Origin of the sequence: Streptomyces racemochromogenes (assembly GCF_039535215.1) — a bacterium.
Classification (GTDB): domain Bacteria; phylum Actinomycetota; class Actinomycetes; order Streptomycetales; family Streptomycetaceae; genus Streptomyces; species Streptomyces racemochromogenes.
This window is the reverse complement of record NZ_BAAAWT010000001.1, coordinates 316540-334764: the sequence shown is the minus strand read 5'-3', so window position 1 is coordinate 334764 and position 18225 is coordinate 316540. Positions and strand designations below refer to the sequence as shown.

Below are 18225 nucleotides of genomic sequence, written 5' to 3'. Positions count from 1 at the left end.
GTGTCAGACGGTGAGTACGACGGCGGCCGCGAGCCCCGCGGCCAGCAGCAGGACCAGCACGGCCGAGCCGATCCCGTAACCGAGGTACAGCCGCCGGGCCCGTACCGGGTAGGCGGCCGCGGCGGCCTTGTCCCGCATCCGCAGCCGCAGGTACGCCGAGCTGGCGGGCGCCAGCCGGGTCACGCGCAGCGCGTGCCCGAGCAGGGTGTAGCCGTCGAGCGGCGGCAGCGGGACGAGGTTGACCAGGGCCTGCGCGCTGCCGAGGAGCAGCAGCGCGCCGAGCACCCGGCGGGTGGGGTCGCCCGCGGGGAGCGCCGCCCACCAGGCGCAGAACGGCAGCAGGAACAGCAGGTTGGCGAAGGCGCCCGCGCCGGCCACGGCCAGCTGGTCGCGGCGGCGCGGCAGGTAGCGGTAGTTGTCGACCCGGCAGTACATGATCACCATCGGCAGCCGCCAGCGCAGCCCGATCTCCCCGACGGTGCCGCCGACGTGCCGGGCCGCTATCCCGTGGGCGAACTCGTGCAGGGCCGTGCTCAGCCACAGCAGCGAGGCCACGGCCAGCAGCGGCGCCGGACGCCCCAGCAGCCACCACAGGTCGCCGGACAGGATGCCCGCCGAAGCCGCCAGCCACCCCTCCATCGCCAGGAGGACCAGCAGCAGCCCGCCCAGCACCGCCGGCCGCAGCACCGGCCGCAGGACGCGGTGCAGCCGGGCCGTCGTGGCGTCGGCGTCCGCGACCAGCCGCAGGGTGCCGCGCAGCAGGGTCCCGGTCCGCTGCGGCCCGGGGCCGGCCTGCGCCTGCGGAGCCGGGCCGCCGGCCAGCAGCCGCCGGGTGCCGAGCAGCCCGAGCAGCTGCTGCCAGTTCCGCTCGCCCAGCCGCCGCCCGAAGGCACGCCCGTACGCCTCGCCGATCTCCGCCAGGCTGCGCGAGCCGTCGAGCCGCGACACGAGGAAGTACTCCTTCGGCCCGATCTCGAACGCCGCCCCGGACACCGGGTCCTTGACCAGGTGCACCACGGCCGCGCCGTTCAGCAGCGGCGGCGACAGCAGGACCCCGGCCCGCAGGGCGGGCCGGTGGCCGAGCATCTCCGGGGGCGCGGTCACGGCACGACCACCGGGCCGGTCCCCGCGCCCTCGCGCAGCACCCGGCCCAGCAGGTGGGAGAGGTAGGCCTCGTCCCGGATCGTCACGTGCAGCCGGTTGTTGGTCATGTGCATGTACGGGGACAGCAGCAGCGGCAGCGCCGCCGCCGGATCGCTCACCCGCTCGTCACGGCTCCCGTCCCAGGACCGGAACACCAGCTCCCCGGCCACCGCCAGCGCCTCCGCGCGCCGCCGCAGCTCACGGCAGTGCTCGGCCCAGCCGGCCAGGAAGCCCGGCAGCCGGCCCGTCTCCCCGGAGCCCAGCGCCTCCAGCACGGCCTCGAACCGCCGCCCGAGACCCGGGCCCGTCTGCTCGTACGTCCGGTCGTACTCGCTCGAGCCGATGAAACCGGTGCCGGGGAACGCCCGGTGCCAGAACCGGTAGTAGCTGTCCAGGTAGTCGCCGAGCTCCTCGCGGCCGGGCAGGAACACCCCGGCCATCACCATCATCAGCTGCGCCGAGGTGCCCAGCAGCACCGTCCGCAGGTGCAGGTTCATCGACCCCAGCGCCTCCGTGACGAGGTCACTGGAGTGCGCGAAGTGCCATTCCGCGAGCTCCACCCCGGCCGGACCGCCGTACTTGCCGTACTCCGGCTCGTACGGCTCCCAGGAGAAGGAGTTGTTGGGCCGCAGGTTCATCCGGCCGTCCTCGCCCATGAACGCGGCCCGGTCCCCCTCCGGGAACTCGATGTCGAACAGGGTGTTGTAGAACTCGTTGAGGAAGCCCGAGTCCACCTCGTACAGCGCCGGACGGGCCTTCAGGAACGCCGACACGGCCTCCTCGGCCCGGCGGCGCACCTCCGGCTCCGCCTGCGGGCTCACCGGCCGCAGCCGCAGCCGGACGTGCGGGCCCTCCAGCCAGTAGTTGATGAAGAAGTGCCCGGCCAGCAGCCCGTCCGCCGTCAGGGAGGCGATCAGCGGCCGCACGCACTGCACCAGCAGCGGCTGCGGGTTGGCGGCGTAGAACACGTGCATGGCCTGCCACGCGCCACGCGTCGGGGTCAGCTCAGACATGCGGGTGCGCCCTCCTCGGTCCGGACGGTCGTGGTGAAGGTCTCGACGGCGAGCTCGGCGACGTGCCCCCCGCGCGCCGAACGGACGTGCAGTCCCCCGGGATCCGGGAGCATCTCCCGGAAGACGACCCGGTGGTCCCCCTCGCGCAGCAGCGGCTCGAACGCCGCGAGGGACAACAGGCTGGAGAAGTCCACGTACTGCGGCTTCGCCCCGAGCGCGGACGGCCCCGCCGACACGGTCGCGAACACCCGCTCCGGCAGCCCGTGCGCCCGCCGCCAGCGCTGCCACTCCAGGAAGTGCCCCGCCTCCCGCGCCCCGTGCGCGGGCAGTTCGCCCGCCGTGGTCGTCCAGCTGCGCCGGCTCAGCACCAGGTCCCCGTGCACCACCCGCGGCCGCGTCGTCACCCCGGCGTGCGGGACGCCCTCCGGCACCCCCGCCCAGACGTCCAGCGGGGACATCGAGGACGGCGACAGCAGCAGCAGGGTGCGCGGTACCGCCGGCAGCGCCAGCGGCACCAGGTACCCGAGGTAGACCGGGATCACCTCCAGGCCCAGCCGCCGCGAACGCAGCACCACGCGGCCGGTGTCCGGCACGTGCTCCGCGTACAGGTCGTCCAGGCGCAGCAGCCGCTCCTCGGGCAGGGTCCCGCTCTCGCCCGGGCAGACGATCTCGTACTCGGTGAGCCGCCCGTGCAGGTTCAGGTTGGTGGTCACCGCCCCGCCCGTCACCTCGGCGAACACCGCCCCGGGCGGGGTGACCGCGGCGGCCGCCGCGCGCAGCTCGCCGTCCAGCCCGGCCGGCTCCGGGTAGAGGTGCGTGAACCGGCTGAACGGGAAGGAGAGCCCGCCGTACGAGCGGTTGAGCACGGTCAGCTCCGCGCCCGTCCGCGGGTCCCGGGCGAGCTGGAGGTGGTGGCAGCGCGGTGCGAAGCCGGGCACCACCGGCTCCAGTTCGGCCGCGACCGCCTCCACGTCCTCCCCGGACAGCCGCAGTTCGCCGCCGCCCGCGCCGTGTTCCTCGTACGCGGCCCAGTGCGCCCGCATCCGGCCGGTGAAGGCCCGCCGCGCCGCGTCCAGCGCCCGGATCCCCGGCAGGCCCAGCCAGTTCTCCTCCGGCACGTACTCGCCGCGCGCGTCGAAGGGGGTGCGGCGCGCCGTGAAGGACAGGTACTGGTCGAAGAAGTCCTCGTGGAAGTCGTGCACCAGCCCCAGCAGGTCCTCGCACCGTCCGCCCGGGCCGTAGCGGGCCGTGAAGAACCCCTCGAAGGTGATCCGCTGGGCCACCGTCAGGTCGAAGGCCGGCAGGATCCGCTCGACCGAGCGCAGCGACCCGCCGCCCGAGCCCGGCTCCGCCCAGGACGGAGGGGCCGCCGCCAGGTCGCGGCCCGCGCTGGTGTCCTCGTACACCAGCGTCTGCGGCAGCGGCGCGTCGGCCGGCGCGCCCAGCTCCTCCTGGACCCGGCGCAGCGCGGCGCGCAGGGCCGACAGCAGCTCCCGGCGCTCGGCGCGGCCGGCGAGGGGATAGCGCTCCAGCAGCCGGGCGGGCTCCTCCAGGAGCGCGGCCAGCTCGTCGGCCCAGGCCCGCTCCAGGCCGGACAGGGCCCGCTGGAAGGACCGTACGGGGTCCCCGCTGTGCACCTCGGTGTCCAGGCACGGGACGCGGACCATGCCGAGCTGGAGGAGGGCCCCGATGTACGCCTCGCACTCCTCGGGGGCCGCGTCGTGCTCGGCGGCCAGCCAGTCGGCCAGCTCGTGGTGGCGCAGCTCGGGCTCGCCGCCGCCGGCCCGTTCCGCCCGCTCGGCGAAGAGGGCGAGCAGCCGGTCCAGGGTGCCGCTGCGGCGCAGGAAGAACAGCCGGTCCTTGACCGCGTCGAAGGTGACGGCGGCCGAGTCGTCGCCGGCCGTCACCGAGCGCCGCACGTACCGGATCCGGTCGTCCTCCCGGCCCCAGCCCGGCGCCGGGCGCAGCGGCAGGTCCCGGCGGCGCACCGGGTCGGCGAGGACCAGCTCGGCGAGGCGCGCCAGCACCACCACGTTCAGCCGGACGTGGCTGCTCCAGGCGTCCTCCACCCGGATGCCGTCCGCCCCCGCCCCGGGGGTGAACCGGCCCGTCGCCACCCCGGTGAAGGTGCTGAAGGGGCTGGTCTTGCAGGCGGTGCGGTAGAGGTACGAGAGCACCGAGCGCTCGGCCTTGCGCGCCCGTCCCCCCGGCTCCCCGCCCCCGGCGGTCGCCGCCAGGTACGCGTCGAGCTGCCCCTCCAGCACGGGCGAGGCCAGCAGCAGCCCGTGCCGCAGCCGGTCGTCCTCCAGCAGCCCGCGCAGCGCGGCCCGCCCCCGGCCCAGATCGGCGGCGAGCAGCGGCTCCCCCTCGGCGAGCAGCTTCTCCAGCTCACGGGTCCGCTCCAGCCAGAGCGCCAGCCGCTCGCCCGCCTCCTCGCCCAGGCCCGCCACCGCCCGCAGGGCGGACCCGGGATCGGCGGGCACGCGGCCGTTGTGGATCCGGCGGCGCAGGCCCAGCAGTTCGCGCCGGAGCGCCGCGCCCGGCCCGCCCGGCTCCGGGTCGGTCGCGCCGACCGCCCGGTGCAGCACCTCGCTCAGCCACTGCGCGTCCGCCCGCAGCGCTTCCTCGGCCGCGAGCACGTCGGCCGCCCAGCGCCCGGTGTCCGCGCAGCGCAGCGCGTCGGCCGCGGCCAGCGGCAGGCCGGCGACGCGCAGCATGAAGCGCTCGCCGGTGTGCCATCCGGTGGTGGTGTCCATCCTGTGTCCCCTGCGTCTCTCGTGGCCCGGTCAGGCGATCTCGTGGCGGAAGTCGGCGGGCCGCGGCCGTTCGTGACCGAGCAGCATGATCAGCAGCGGCGCCTCGTCGGTGTCCGCCAGCCCCAGCCGCTCGGCGTACGAGACGTTGTCGAAGCCCAGCGCCACGCCCGCGCCGAGCCCGTGCGCGGCGGCGGTGGTGTAGAAGCTCTGCGCTATCGCCCCGACGGCCGCCCCCATCAGGCGGTAGCCGCGGTCGCCGACCGCGTCGAGGACGGCGGCGGTCCGCACGGTCGGCACCAGGACGGCGCCCGCCTGCTCCAGGTTGTAGTTGGACAGGAAGTAGTTGGCCTGGAGGAACGGCCCCGGCGGACCCGGTACCACGAGCCGCAGCGCGTGCGCCTCGGCGTCGTAGGCGTAGCTGCCCGGCTCGATCCCCTCGACGTGGTTGACGAAGGCGTACAGGGAGGTCAGCGGCGGCCCGTCGGGCCGCTCCGCCTCACTGCCGGGCCGGGTCGCCGCGCACTCCGCGAGCGCCGCCGCCAGCTGCTCCGCCGTCACCGCCCGGGTGGCGTCGAACCGGCCGAAGCTGCTGCGCCGGGCCCGCAGCGCGGCCGTCTCCCCCATCGGGGGCGCCGGCGGGGCGGGCAGCGGGACGGGCTCCCCGCCCCGCGGCGGGTACGCGGCGGCCGCGTCCAGCGCGCCGGGCGCCGGACGGTCACCGGCCCGGCCGAGGGTGGCCGCGTGGATCCGCTCCAGCGTCTCGAAGGCCAGCACGGTGCGGGACCGCTCCGCGTCCCGGTGCCGCACGCCGGCGCCCGTCGACGGCGCCCCCGCGGCGGCGCCGGCGGCACCGCCCTCCCACTCCAGGGGGATCACCGCGAAGACGCCCTCCTCCCCGGCGGTCACGCCGAGCAGCCGGGCGAGGCGCTCCTCGTCGAACCAGAGCACGGGCGCGATCCGCAGCCCGTACGCCCGGGCCCACAGCCGCCAGGTCTGCACCAGCGCGCCCACGTCCATGCTGACCGCGTGGAAGGAGAAGCTGTTGTACTTGAAGGAGTTCTGCCAGTACTTGACGCTCAGCACCAGGTACTGCGACGAGCCCTCGCCCGGGCCGAGCCCCAGCGTCTGACGCACGTCACCGGTGACGTCGCCGGCCAGCAGCCGGCGCAGCCCGTGCTGGTGCGGGGCGTAGTGGTACAGGCCCGGGGCGAGCGGACCGCCCGCGCCGGCCGCCCAGTACACGCCGACCGGGTAGAGCCCGCCGCCCGAGGCGGTGCCCCGCGACCAGTTGGCCTGCGTGTAGTGGGGGAGCGCCGCCAGATCGGTGTTGGCCTGCACGCCCAGGCGCCGGCCGGTCAGGCCGTACGACTCCTGGAGCATCCCGGACAGCAGCGGCAGGTCGAACCCCGGTGCGGGGCGCGGCCCGCCGGCCGCCGGATCCGGCAGCGGCAGGGTCTCCGCGCCGGGGTAGTACTTCGCCTTGCGGGGGCGGTCGGCCCAGTCGGGCACGAAGTCGACGGGCTCCATGGGCACCCGGCCCCGGTACAGGATGGCGCTGGCGTAGTCATGGGCGTAGCCCACGGGTCCTCCTCGGTTCGTGCGGCCGTGCCGCCGCTCGGCGGCCGGCGGCCGGTTCAGGGGAAGGGGTGCGGGGCCGGATTGAGGTCGGCCGGCTCCAGGTCGCGCCCGCGCAGCCCCGCCTCGCGCAGGGCGGTGCGCATGCGCGGCATGCCCAGGGCGCGCTGCCGCGACCAGCCGAAGTCGATCGGCAGCAGCCCCGGCACCAGCACGCTCACGGTGTGCAGGCCCAGCGCCCGCTGCTCCGGCAGGGTCTGGTCGACCACCACCACGTCGAACCCGCCGGCGGCGACGGCCTCCACGCACCGCGCCAGGTCCACGGCCACGTCGTCCGACACCCCCTCGGGGCCCAGCAGCGAGGACACCGGCCGCAGCGGACCCCGCGAGGGCCCGCGGAGCAGGAAGTCCGCGTGGCGGCCCATCTCCGGCACCCCGTACACCAGCGGGTGGTCGTGCAGCGCGGTGACCAGGTCGAAGTCGGCCGCCATCGCGCGCAGCCGCTCCTCGTCCCGCTCGGTGCGGCCGGGCAGGTTCACCGCGTCCGTGGCGATCTCGCACAGCGCCGAGTCCAGCGCCGACTCCGGGTCCAGCCCGGCCCCGGCACCGAAGCACATCCGGCCCGGGCCGCCGTCGAACCGCTCGGCGACCGCCGTCACCACCGGGATCGGGAAGCCGATCCGCGTGTCGAAGAACCGCGCCCGGTACCCGTACAGGGCCAGCCGGTCCACCATCGCCCGCGTCGAGGGCCGGGAACTGGTGGCCGGGTCGATCTCGGGCAGCGGCTGCCGCCCGTACCAGGTGAGCAGGAACGCGTCCCGCTCGACCACCTCCATCAGCCCGAAGTAGGCGGCCTCGGCCAGACTCCCGCCCGAGGCGCAGCCGTTGGAGCTCTCCTGCACGAACCGGTTCTCCAGACCCGGAGCGTGGTAGTACGTCAGCACCTCCGGAACCAGCCTCGGCTCCCGGTCGCGCAGCGACCACCCCCACACCCACGGGATCTCCCGGTCGGGGTCGAAGGGCCGCACCCGGGGGTTGTCCCGGTAGAACGCCTCGCTGTACAGGCCCACCACCCGCGGGTCGACGGCCCGCGCGCCGAAGCCGTTCAGCGAGCCGGTGACGCTGGTCGTGCGCGAGCGGGAGCGCATCCCCGCGTACCGCTCCAGCCCCTCCAGCACCCCGACGCGGGCGCTGCGGTCGAAGGAGTCGGTGTGCCCGCCCCAGAACGTCTCGCGCAGGTACTCGCCCGAGCGCATCGAGAAGCAGCCGATGGTCGCCGAGGTGGACGTCGAGGAGACGTCCTGCACCAGCGAGGGCCCCAGCGCGCCGCACAGCGGGTTCGCGAACGCCGCCACGTCGATGGCGTACGCCTCCACGGGCCGGGTACGGAACGCCCCCGGCCGGTACTTGGGCGCCGGCTCCGGATCCAGCGCCCGGGCCGCGTCCGCCTCGGGCGTCCCGCACACCGGGCACTCCGGGTCCGGCACCAGCGGGTAGCGCCGCACGCCCCCGCCGCGCAGGTCCAGCACCCACACCCCGGGGAACGCCCCGCCCGCCGCCCCGGCGGCGCCGGAGGCCGCCGAGACCACCAGCGCGGCCAGCGCGTCGGCGGCGAAGGCGTGCGCGTACGGCCAGCCGCCCGCCGCCCGGGTCCCGCCGCCCAGCTCCAGGGCGTCCCGCAGCGCGACCGACCGCACCGCCTGCCAGCGCCGCTCCAGGCACAGCGCGCACCCCGGCCCGTCCCCCGGGAGGGGGCCCACCACGGCCTGGTGCCCGTACAGCGCGACCGGCACCGCGCCCGCCGGCGCCTCCCGGTCCGCGACCCGGAGCGCGTCCCGCAGCCCCAGCGCCCGCACCGACACCGGCGGCCCGCCCAGCGCGGCCACCGCCCGCTCCAGCAGCCCCGTGAACCGCCCGGCCTCCTCGCCGAGCCCGTCCGCCACCGCGGCGGGGCCGCTACGCGTCATCGCCGGACTCCCGGACCGCCACCCGCGCGAGCAGCACCCGCACGGTGTGGATCCCCGCCCCGGCCAGGTCCGCCGACCCGGTCGGCACCGCGTACGCGTCGAGCCCCGCCCCGGCGAGCCGCTCCAGCACCCGCTCCCAGGACGTGCCGGGCTCCGTCCCCAGGGGCGCGGCCGGCTCCGCGGACACCGCCAGCGCGCGCGGGTCCAGGTCCCGCAGCAGGGGATCGCGGCCCGCGTCGGCGGAGTCCGCACCGTACTGCGCGGCGCCCAGCAGCTCCCGCAGGGCCGCCACCGCCGCCGTACGCCGGTCCAGACCCTCGCCCAGCGCCCAGCGCTCCCCGGCGCGCGCCAGCAGCACCTGCACCCCGGAGCACGCGCCCTCCCCGAGGTCCAGCAGCTCCGGCTCCAGCTCCAGCCGGTCCGCCGAGCGCAGCAGGAAGACGAGTTCGGCGTCCTCCCCGTCACGCTCCGGCAGCGGCACCCGGGCCGCCAGGTCCCCGCGCACCGCCCGCAGCAGCGCGGCGTGCCCGAGCGCCGACAGCAGCCCGGCCGCGGCGGCGTCGGCGGGGGAGGGGCCGGCGCCGGCACCCGCGCGGGTGCGCTCGAAGAGCCGCCCGGCGTTGTGCGGCCCGAACGGCCGTACCGCGCCCGCCGGGACCAGCGCGGGCTCCTTCGTCAGCAGGGACACCGCGGGCTGGTACGCGGACGCCCCGCCCGGTATCCCGGAGGCCGTCGCCAGCGCCGCCGCGGGAACGGTGCCCGGCGTTCCGCCGCCGGTCACGCCGCGGGCCGGCACCACGTGCTCCGCGTACACCAGCGCCGCCGCGTCCAGGGCCCGCATGCGCGCCCCGGCCACGTGGTGGACGTCGAACGCGGCCACGGTGCGCGTCCGCCCGTGTCCGAGGCCCAGCTCCACCACCCCGGCCTTCAGCGGGATCTGGGTCAGCTCCTCGTCCGCGTACCGGGTGAACACCCCCGCGTACGGGCGCACCAGGGCGGAGCGCCGGTTCAGCTCCTCCACCAGCGCGTCCGCCTCCCGGGCGGTCTCCAGCGTCGGCAGCTCGGGCGTGCCCGAGGTGCCGGCGGCGCTGAGGTCCAGGGGGGCGGCCTCGGTCTCGCCGGGCGCGCAGAACGGGCAGCGCGGGTGCGGCAGGAGCGGCTCGGCGGTGACGTCCAGCGAGGCCGTGTCCTGGACCAGGAGCCGTCCGGCGGTCTCGGCGGGCAGCGAGCCGGAGGCCGCGCGGAACACCTCGTACCCCAGCAGGTTGCCGATCATCGCGGCCAGCGGCCGACCCGGCACCGGGCCCTCGGCGAGGGGCGCCTCCGGCAGCGCGAGGGCGCTCCACAGCGCGGCCGCGGCCGGGCCGCCGCGCGCCGAGCCCAGCCGCAGGGCCGCGCAGGACCAGCAGCCGGCGGTGCCGTGCGCCATGAGCGGGCCGACCACCACGTCGTTCCCGTACGACCAGGCGGGCAGCAGGGTGCGTCCCTCGGGGATCCCGGCGCGCAGCAGCGGCAGCAGCCGGGCCGGGGCGGCCGCCCCGCCGGTCACCACGACGAAGTCGTACTCCGCCAGGGCGGCCCAGCCGAGCGGGTCTGCGGGCAGCGCGCGGACCTGTACCGGGCAGCCGTCGGCGACGGCCTCGGCCGCCTCGGCCAGCAGTTCCTCCGCGTCGGCGCCCGGCAGCACGCCGATGGTGGCGCAGCCGTTGCGCACCAGGCTCAGCGCGCACCAGCGGGCCACCGCGTCCTCGCCGAGGACAGCGACCCGGGTGCCGCGGAAGCGCAGGAAGCGGGCTTCGGCGTCATCGGCGTAGTGGTCGGCGTAGGCGATCTGCGGCGCGAATCTGCGCGCCACGTCCGGCGGCGGGGGCGCGGCGGCCCGGCCGGCGTCGGCCGGTTCGGCGACCGAGCGGGCGAAGTCCCGTTCGTACAGGGTCTTGACGAGTTCGCCGACCATGGCGCGCTGGGTGTCGCCCAGGCCCTGACACAGCTCGGTGACGGTGTGTTCGCCGGTCAGGTGCGGGACGATCAGCGTGGCGAACCGGTAGGCGGTGCGGGCGGTGAGGCGGAAACCCCCGTCGGAGTTGTGGAACAGCACCCCGTCGGGCGTCTCGGTGAAGAGCACGTCCCGGCGGATCCGGGGGCGTGTCGCGGCAACGTGCTGATAGCTGTCCAGGGACATGGAACACCTCTGTTTGCGGTCAGGTGGGGACGAAGACGTGAGGTGGGAAATGTCGGGGAGGCGTCAGGGGCCGCCTCAGCGGGGCAGGAGGGCCGCGGTGCCGGCCCGGTCCCGGGCCAGCCACCGCGCGTACCCGCGGAGGAAGGCGTGGATCCGGTAGGGCTCGCCGGGTGGTCCGTCCTCCAGCATCCCGGCCTCCACGAGCTGTTCGAGCACGCTCTCTTCCGCGGCTGTGGCGGGACCGGAGCCGGGCTCGAGCGAGCCCAGCAGCAGAAAGGCCTCGCGCAGTTCGGGCGGGAGCGCGCCCACGGCCCGCCCGAGGACCTCCGGCACGGACAGCCGGGGGTCCTCGGCCAGGGCCAGCCGGCCCGGCGGGTCCGCCGCCAGCCAGGCCGCGCAGTCGGCGACGGACAGTCCCGGCCGGGTCAGCAGCCGTCCGGCGGCGATCCGCAGTGCGAGCGGGAACCACCCGCACACGGCGGCCAGTTCACGCGCGGCCTGCTCCTCGGCGGCGATCCGCTCGGCTCCGACGAGCCCCGCGAGCAGGGCGTGCGCCTCGGCCGGGCAGAGCACGTCGAGCCGGTGCACGAAGCCGCCGTGCGTGGCGACCGCCGCGGCCAGGGCGCGCCGGCTGGTCACCAGGACCGTGGCGCCGGCGGTCTCCGGCAGCAGCGGCAGCACCTGGCCCGCTCCGGCCGCGTTGTCGAGGACCAGCAGCCGCCGGCCGTCGCCGCCCGGCCCGGGCAGCAGCGCCCGGGCCTCCCCGGCGTCCAGGGGGCTGCCGTCGGGCCGGGTCAGGTCGATGGCGGACACCCCGCCCGGGAAGGCCGTCCGCATCTCGTACGCGCTCTGCCTCGCGAGCGCCGACTTGCCGATCCCGGGTGCTCCGCAGACGACCAGCAGCCGGGGGCCGCGGGGGTCGGTGAGGCGGTCCGCCAGGGCGCGCAGGTCCGCACCGCGTCCGGCGAAGCCGGGCACCGGCGGTGGTCCGGCGGGCCCGGGGGCGCTGCGGTCGCGGACGGCGAGGGCGGCGTGCCGCGGGGCCCGTTCGGGCGCCAGGGGGCGGGCGGCCGGGCCGAGTTCCTCGGCCCGCAGGATCGCCATCTCCAGGCGGCGCAGGCCCGGGCCTGGGTCGACGCCGAGTTCCTCGCGCAGCCGCTCGCGCACGGCGCGGTACTCGGCCAGCGCCTCCGCCTGCCGGCCGGTGCGGTAGAGGGCCTCGACGAGCTGCTCGGTGAAGCGCTCGCGGACGGGCCGGTGGCGGGCGCCCTCGTACAGGTCGACGAGTACCTGATGGCAGTTCCCGGCGGCCAGTTCGAGGTCGCACACCCGCTCCAGGACCCGCAGCCGCTCCTGTTCGAGGGCCGGCACCGCGTCCCGCTGGAGCATGCCCGAGGCCACGTTCGACAGGGGCTGCCCCTGCCAGAGGGAGAGGGCCTCGCGCAGCCGGTACAGCTCCTCCGGGGTCCCGGAGGCCGCCCGCGCCTGCGCGGTCAGGAACCGGAACAGCGCGAGGTCGAGCGTTTCGGTGTCGTTGCGCATCCGGTAACCGCCCGGCACGGCCTCGATGGTGGTCGCGGATATTCCGTATTTCGCGAATAACCTGCGCAGCCGCAGCACACAGGTCTGGAGTGCGGCCCGGGCGGTCGCGGGAGGTTCCTCGTCCCATACGGCACGCAGCAGATAGCCGGTGGAAACCACCGTCCCGGGATGGAGCAGAAGGGCGGCGAGGAGGCTGGTCGGTTTGGATGGTTTGAGAACTACTGTCTCGGGGCCGTGCGCAATACTCAAGGGCCCCAAAAGCTGGAACCGCATTGATGGTCCCCCGTGTCGGGTCACGTGTCGCAAATGAGCGTGACGGGGGCGTCATTCCCGCGAGCCGGCGTGACGGACACGCCTCCGGAAAAGTCCGGACCAGTGCCCGCGGCCGCTCGCCGCCCCCCGTTGGGCGGTGAATAACTGGAACCCTACAGAACGGATCTTGTGAAAGTCGAGTTCGGATGTGGATCAATTCCGGCACACCCGGCCGTCTCCTCCTCTCTGTCACTCCGGGGATCCGTGGAGTTACCGGCGGTTCGGCAATTCTGTTCACAGCTAAACGAGTCGCGATAAAGGATCGCTTGAGTACGGAGGGGGCGAGCATTCCCGATCGGCTCCCGCATGGCCGGATCGGATGGCGGATTGGCGGATTCCGGATAGTGGTCCGGAACCGGAATCCGCCGTGGCAGGAGGATCGCGAGAGGACTACTCGAAGCGCGCGGTGTCGCCCGCCCCGCGGCGCAGGATCTCCGCCCCGCCGCCGGAGAAGTCGATGACGGTGGTCGGCCGGGTCCCGCAGTCACCGGAGTCGACGACGGCGTCCACCACGTGGTCGAGCCGCTCCTTGATCTCCCAGCCCTGCGTCAGCGGCTCCTCCTCGTCCGGCAGCAGCAGGGTGCTGGAGACCAGCGGCTCGCCCAGCTCCGCGAGCAGCGCCTGCGCGACGACGTGGTCCGGGATCCGGACCCCGACCGTCTTCTTCTTCGGGTGCATCAGCTGGCGCGGCACCTCCGAGGTGGCCTTCAGGATGAAGGTGTAAGCGCCCGGGGTCGCCGCCTTGACGGCCCGGAACACGTCGTTGTCCACGTACACGAACTGCCCCAGCTGGGCGAAGTTCTCGCACACGAGGGTGAAGTGGTGCTTGTCGTCGAGGTTGCGGATCGACCGGATCCGCGCGAGGCCGTCGCGGTTGCCCAGCTGACAGCCCAGCGCGAAACAGGAGTCCGTGGGGTACGCGATGAGCGCGCCGGAGCGGAGGGAGTCCGCCACGCCGGTCAGGGTGCGGCGCTGGGGATTCTCGGGGTGAACGTCGAAGTACTTCGCCATCCGCCGAGCCTACGGGACCGGACCGCCACGCTCCGGAGCTCGCACCCGGTACTCCGTCCGGGTTCACTTGCGACGCCCGTTCGGCCGCAGAGCCGAGTTTATGATCATCGGTTCGGCTTCCCGTCCCCTTTGATGCTGCCAGACGGCCGGAGGACGACTGGGAGGGCTGTGTGGCGATGTCACGGACGAAGGCGTGGACCGCGGTCACCGCGGTGACGGGGGCCGCCGCGCTGGCCCTCGCCCACGCACCCGGCGGCACGGCCGAGGCCGCACCCGCCGCCGCCCCGGAGGCCGCGGTCACCCTCCTGGTCGGCCACGCCCTGGACGGCGGGGTCCGCGCGGACGACGCCGTCTGGTGCGCCGCCGGCGCCTTCCGCGGCGGCCGCTGCGGCACCTGGCGGGAGCAGCGGGTGCTCGCCACCGCCCGGGGCGGCGCCGTCCTGTGGGACCCGGCCCTCCCGGAGGCCGGCGAACTCCCCACCGACTCGGGCTCCCCGCTGGAGATCCGCCTCGCCCGGGCGGAGGCCGGCCGCCTCACCGACGTCACCGTCACCGACGGGCACGGCCGCCACCTCGCCGGCGAACTCGGCCCCGACGGCGGGCACTGGCGCAACACCGAACCCCTGCGCGCGGGGGAGGGATACACCGTCCGCGTCGGCGCCCAGGACGGCCGCGGCGCCCCCGTCGGCGTCAGCATGGCCTTCCGCACCGCGCCGCCCGACGCGCCCGCCGACGGGAACAGGATCACCGCCGAGTTCGGCCCCGGCCCGGGCACGTACGGCGCCGGCGAGGTCGTCACCGCCGAACTCAGCCACCCCGTCCCCGCCGACGACCCCGAAGCCCGCGCCCGCGTCGAACAGGCCCTCCAGGTCACCTCCCGCCCCCGGGTGGAGGGAGCCTGGCACTGGGTCGACAGCTCGACCCTGCACTTCCGGCCCCGCACCTACTGGCCCGCCCACACCGTCGTCCGCGTCCGCAGCGGCCTCGACGGGGTCGAACTCGGCGAGCACGGCTACGGCGGCCCCTCCGAGCCCCTGGAGTTCACCGTCGCGGACCGCATCGAGGCCGTCACCGACTCCGCCGCCCACGAAATGACCGTACGCCGCAACGGACGCGTCATCAGGACCATCCCCGTCACCACCGGGAAGGCCGGCTTCCTCACCCGCAGCGGCATCAAGGTCGTCCTCGGCAAGGAGGCCAAGGTCCGCATGCGCGGCGACAGCGTCGGCATCAAGAAGGGCACCAAGGAGTTCTACGACCTCCCCGTCCTCTACGCGACCCGGGTCACCTGGAGCGGCGAGTACGTCCACGCCGCGCCCTGGTCCGTCGACTCGCAGGGCGAGGAGAACGTCAGCCACGGCTGCACCGGCATGTCCACCGAGGACGCCGCCTGGTTCTACGAGACCGTCCGCGAGGGCGACATCGTCGAGGTGGTCAACAGCGGCGGCGAGCGGATGGACCCCTTCGGCAACGGCATCGGCGACTGGAACCTGGACTGGCGCACCTGGCTCTCGGGCAGCGCCCTGACCCCGGCGGCGGCCGCCGCGGACCGCACGACGGACGCCCCCTCCCGCCTCGACCCGACGACCTGAGCGGTGTCCCGCCTCACGCCGACCCGCCCGGCCCGGTCCGCCCCCGGCCCGCGCCGGGTCCTGCTCGCGGGTTCCGCCGGGAACTTCACCGAGTGGTACGAGTTCGGCGTGTACGGGGCCTTCGCCACGGTCATCGCCGACCGGTTCTTCACCCCCGCGCACGCGGCCGGCCAGGGCGGCGCCGGCCCGCTGGTCGCCGCCTACGCCTCCTTCGCGGTGTCCTTCTTCTTCCGTCCCGCCGGAGCCGTCCTCTTCGGCCGCATCGGCGACCGCGCCGGCCGCCGCCCCGCCCTGGTCCTCGTCATCGCCCTGATGACCCTGGCCACCACCCTGATCGGGCTGCTCCCCGACCGGGACACCATCGGCGTCGCCGCGCCGTGGCTGCTCACCCTGCTCCGCGTACTGCAAGGGCTCTGCCTGGGCGGGGAGTTCGGCGGGGCCGTGGCCCTGATGACGGAATCCGCCCCGCCGGGCCGGCGGGGCCGGCACGGAGCCTGGCAGTCCTTCACCGTCGCCCTGGGCCTGCTCGCCGGCGCGGCCGTCGCCGCCCTCCTGGCCGCGCTGCTCACCCCCGCCGCCCTGCACGCCTGGGGCTGGCGCGTCCCGTTCCTGCTGGCCCTCCCGCTCGGCCTGGCCGCGTACCGCCTGCGCACGGGCCTCCCCGACGACCCGCCCCCGCCCCCGCCCGCTGCCGGGGAGCCCGGGCGGAGGGCCGTCGGGACCGTGCGGCCCGTCGGGACCGTGGAGGCCGTCGGGACCGTGCGGCCCGTCGGGACCGTGCGGGCCGTCGGGCTCGGGGTGGGGCGGCTCATGGGGTGGTCCGCAGCCGGGTACACCTTCCTCGTGGTGCTGCCCTCCTACCTCCAGGCCACCCTCGGCGCCTCCTTCCGGCAGGCCCTGACCGCGAACGCCCTCGCCAACCTCGGCTTCGCCGCCGCCATCCTGCCCGCCGGGATCCTCAGCGACCGGGTCGGCCGCCGCCCGGTCATGCTCGCCGGGGCCCTCGGCGTCACCCTCCTCGCCCTCCCGCTGTTCCACCTCCTCCAGGACCCGGCGGCCGGCGCCCCCGCCAAGGCCGCCGCCGTCCTCGGCGCGGGCGCCACCGTCGGGCTCCTCGCCGGCCCGGGGCCCGCCATGCTCGCCGAGATGTTCCCCGCCCGGGTGCGCTGCACCGGGCTCGGGCTGGCGTACGCCCTCACCGGCGCCGTGTTCTCCGGCTGCGCGGGCCTGGTCATCACCGCCCTGACCGCCGCCACGGGCGACCACGACGTCCCCGCCTACTACGCCGCCGGCACCTGCGCCCTCAGCGCCCTCGCCCTGGCCGGGCTGCGCGGCGACGACCACCGAAGGCCCCTGCGATGAGGGTGATCGGCCTGATGTCGGGCACCTCGTACGACGCCGTCGACGCGGCCGCCGCCCGCATCACCCCGGAGGACGGCGGCGAGACCCTGCGGCTGGTCCCGCTCGGACTGGTCAGCGCCCCCTACGGGACCGCACTGCGCGACGCGCTCGCGGCGGCCCTGCCGCCCGCCCCCACCACCCTGGCCGACGTCTGCCTCCTCGACACCCGCATCGGGCAGGCCTTCGCCGCCCTCGCGGCCCGCGCCGACCGCGAACTGTGCGCCGGCCGCGCCGAACTGATCGCCTCGCACGGCCAGACCGTCTACCACTGGAGCGACGCCGGCCAGGTCCACGGCACCCTCCAGCTCGGCCGCCCCGCCTGGATCGCCGAGGCCACCGGACGCCCCGTCGTCTCGGACTTCCGCCCCCGCGACATCGCGGCCGGCGGCCAGGGCGCCCCGCTCGTCGCCCTCGTCGACCTGATGCTGCTGCGCGGCCGCCCCGGCACCCCCGCCGCCCTCAACATCGGCGGCATCGCCAACCTCACCGCCCTGCCGCAGGCCGGGCCGCCCGTCGCCTTCGACACCGGCCCCGGCAACGCCCTGATGGACGCCGCCGTACGCGAACTCACCGGCGGCCGGCTCGGATACGACGAGGACGGCGCCCTCGCCGCCGCCGGCCGGGTCCACGAACCGCTCCTGCTGCGCCTGCTCGCCGAGCCCTACTACCGGCTGCCCGCGCCCAAGACCACCGGCAAGGAGCTCTTCCACCACGGCCACCTGCGCGCCGCCCTCGACGGCTGCGCCCCCCTCGCGCCGCAGGACCTCCTCGCCACCCTGGCCCGGCTCACCGCCCGGACCGTCGCCGACGCCCTGCGCCCCCTGCGCGTCACCGAGGTCGTCGTCTCCGGCGGCGGCACCCGCAACCCGGCCCTCATGGCCGTGCTCCGCGAGGAACTGCCCCCGCGCACCGCCCTGCTGGACTCGGCGGCCCTGGGACTGCCCGCCGCCGCCAAGGAGGCGTACGCCTTCGCCGTGCTCGGCTACCTCGCCCTGCACGGCCTGCCCGGCAACGCGCCCGGGTGCACGGGGGCCCGGGGGCCCCGCGTGCTCGGCTCCCTCACCCCGGGGCGCGCACCGCTGCGGCTGCCGCCCGTGCCCTCCCGGCCGCCGGTACGGATCGCCGTCGGGCCGCCACCGTGAGCCCGCCCGCCACCGTGAGCCCGCCCGACGCCGCGCGGGGCGATGGCCGCGCGCGGCCGTGCCGGCAGCAGACGGCGCTGGTCCCGGGCGGCAGCACCCGCACCCGCGGCCCCGGCCGGTCCGGCAGCAGCGCGAGCAGCGCCGGCAGGGCGGAGGCGAAGCACAACCGGCCCTCCTGCGGCTCCCAGTGGTAGTAGAGCGGGGTGCCGCCCGCCCCGGCGGCGGCCAGCACCAGCACCGGTTCGGCGCGGGCGTCGACCACGGCCGCCGCGTACGCGCCCGCGACGTGCGCCGCGAACCCCGCGCCGTCCAGCGCGAAGGCGGAGTGCGCCAGCGCCGCGTCGTTGCGGTCGGCGACCGGGAGGCCGCGGACCTCCAGCCGGGTGGCCAGGGCGAGCCTGCCCCCGATCCCGCCGTCGAGGGCCACCGCGACGCCGCCCCGGTCGAAGACCCGGCCGGACGCCAGCGCCCACCCCTCGCCGCGGCTCAGGCGGATCCCGCCGGAAGGGCCGGTGCGCAGCCGCGCTGCGGCGGCGTGCAGCCGGTGCGCCGGGAGGCCGGCGCCGTAGTGGCCGAGGAACGCGTACAT

The 18225-nt window shown here is 76.2% G+C and carries 12 protein-coding genes; 3 read left to right on the top strand and 9 right to left on the bottom strand.

Annotated features, from left to right (window positions below; genetic code table 11):
- Positions 1-3: 3 nt before the first annotated feature.
- From ABD973_RS01630 to ABD973_RS01595, 8 genes are all read right to left on the bottom strand, one after another.
- A complete protein-coding gene (locus ABD973_RS01630) occupies positions 4-1104 on the bottom strand; it encodes a peptidase M50 (RefSeq protein ID WP_386382117.1) in 1101 nt (366 codons plus the stop codon).
- The gene (locus ABD973_RS01625; RefSeq protein ID WP_125823540.1) at positions 1101-2156 is read right to left on the bottom strand and encodes a lantibiotic dehydratase C-terminal domain-containing protein; all 1056 of its coding nucleotides are present in this window, start codon (positions 2154-2156) and stop codon (positions 1101-1103) included. The genes ABD973_RS01630 and ABD973_RS01625 overlap by 4 nt, the downstream gene beginning before the upstream one ends.
- The gene (locus ABD973_RS01620; RefSeq protein WP_125823541.1) at positions 2144-4912 is read right to left on the bottom strand and encodes a lantibiotic dehydratase; all 2769 of its coding nucleotides are present in this window, start codon (positions 4910-4912) and stop codon (positions 2144-2146) included. Before ABD973_RS01620 ends, ABD973_RS01625 begins: the two co-directional genes overlap by 13 nt.
- 30 nt (positions 4913-4942) lie before the next feature.
- Positions 4943-6493 (bottom strand): SagB family peptide dehydrogenase, encoded by a 1551-nt coding sequence (locus ABD973_RS01615; protein ID WP_345497880.1) that lies wholly within the window; start codon positions 6491-6493, stop codon positions 4943-4945.
- A 53-nt stretch (positions 6494-6546) separates the two neighbouring features.
- Entirely contained in the window at positions 6547-8454 is a 1908-nt protein-coding gene (locus ABD973_RS01610) for a TOMM precursor leader peptide-binding protein (RefSeq protein ID WP_345497878.1), read from the bottom strand.
- Positions 8444-10636 carry a TOMM precursor leader peptide-binding protein gene (locus ABD973_RS01605; protein ID WP_345497876.1) on the bottom strand — a complete coding sequence of 731 codons (2193 nt, stop codon included), beginning with the start codon at positions 10634-10636 and terminating at the stop codon, positions 8444-8446. Before ABD973_RS01605 ends, ABD973_RS01610 begins: the two co-directional genes overlap by 11 nt.
- A gap of 75 nt (positions 10637-10711) precedes the next feature.
- Positions 10712-12337: an AfsR/SARP family transcriptional regulator gene (locus tag ABD973_RS01600; protein WP_386382119.1), complete on the bottom strand. Its 1626-nt coding sequence runs from the start codon at positions 12335-12337 to the stop codon at positions 10712-10714.
- Between the two features lie 543 nt (positions 12338-12880).
- On the bottom strand, positions 12881-13501 hold the full coding sequence (locus ABD973_RS01595; RefSeq protein WP_125595292.1) for an L-threonylcarbamoyladenylate synthase: 621 nt from the start codon (positions 13499-13501) through the stop codon (positions 12881-12883).
- Between the two features lie 176 nt (positions 13502-13677).
- Between ABD973_RS01595 and ABD973_RS01590 the strand changes: the two genes are divergently transcribed.
- The 3 genes from ABD973_RS01590 to ABD973_RS01580 are packed head-to-tail and all read left to right on the top strand — an operon-like array spanning position 13678 to position 17636.
- The gene (locus ABD973_RS01590) at positions 13678-15093 is read left to right on the top strand and encodes a L,D-transpeptidase (RefSeq protein ID WP_386382142.1); all 1416 of its coding nucleotides are present in this window, start codon (positions 13678-13680) and stop codon (positions 15091-15093) included.
- Between the two features lie 3 nt (positions 15094-15096).
- Positions 15097-16455 (top strand): MFS transporter, encoded by a 1359-nt coding sequence (locus ABD973_RS01585; RefSeq protein ID WP_345497872.1) that lies wholly within the window; start codon positions 15097-15099, stop codon positions 16453-16455.
- A complete protein-coding gene (locus tag ABD973_RS01580; protein ID WP_125823545.1) occupies positions 16452-17636 on the top strand; it encodes an anhydro-N-acetylmuramic acid kinase in 1185 nt (394 codons plus the stop codon). Before ABD973_RS01585 ends, ABD973_RS01580 begins: the two co-directional genes overlap by 4 nt.
- Here ABD973_RS01580 and ABD973_RS01575 read toward each other — a convergent pair.
- On the bottom strand, positions 17554-18225 hold the full coding sequence (locus tag ABD973_RS01575; RefSeq protein WP_125823546.1) for a hypothetical protein: 672 nt from the start codon (positions 18223-18225) through the stop codon (positions 17554-17556). The genes ABD973_RS01580 and ABD973_RS01575 overlap by 83 nt on opposite strands.

Bases quoted from the DNA above. Each gene is read 5' to 3' on its own strand.
- ABD973_RS01595 (WP_125595292.1), bottom strand. From the start codon at position 13,501: ATGGCGAAGTACTTCGACGTTCACCCCGAGAATCCCCAGCGCCGCACC.
- ABD973_RS01590 (WP_386382142.1), top strand. From the start codon at position 13,678: ATGTCACGGACGAAGGCGTGGACCGCGGTCACCGCGGTGACGGGGGCC.
- ABD973_RS01580 (WP_125823545.1), top strand. From the start codon at position 16,452: ATGAGGGTGATCGGCCTGATGTCGGGCACCTCGTACGACGCCGTCGAC.
- ABD973_RS01610 (WP_345497878.1), bottom strand. From the start codon at position 8,454: ATGACGCGTAGCGGCCCCGCCGCGGTGGCGGACGGGCTCGGCGAGGAG.
- ABD973_RS01605 (WP_345497876.1), bottom strand. From the start codon at position 10,636: ATGTCCCTGGACAGCTATCAGCACGTTGCCGCGACACGCCCCCGGATC.
- ABD973_RS01575 (WP_125823546.1), bottom strand. From the start codon at position 18,225: ATGTACGCGTTCCTCGGCCACTACGGCGCCGGCCTCCCGGCGCACCGG.
- ABD973_RS01620 (WP_125823541.1), bottom strand. From the start codon at position 4,912: ATGGACACCACCACCGGATGGCACACCGGCGAGCGCTTCATGCTGCGC.
- ABD973_RS01625 (WP_125823540.1), bottom strand. From the start codon at position 2,156: ATGTCTGAGCTGACCCCGACGCGTGGCGCGTGGCAGGCCATGCACGTG.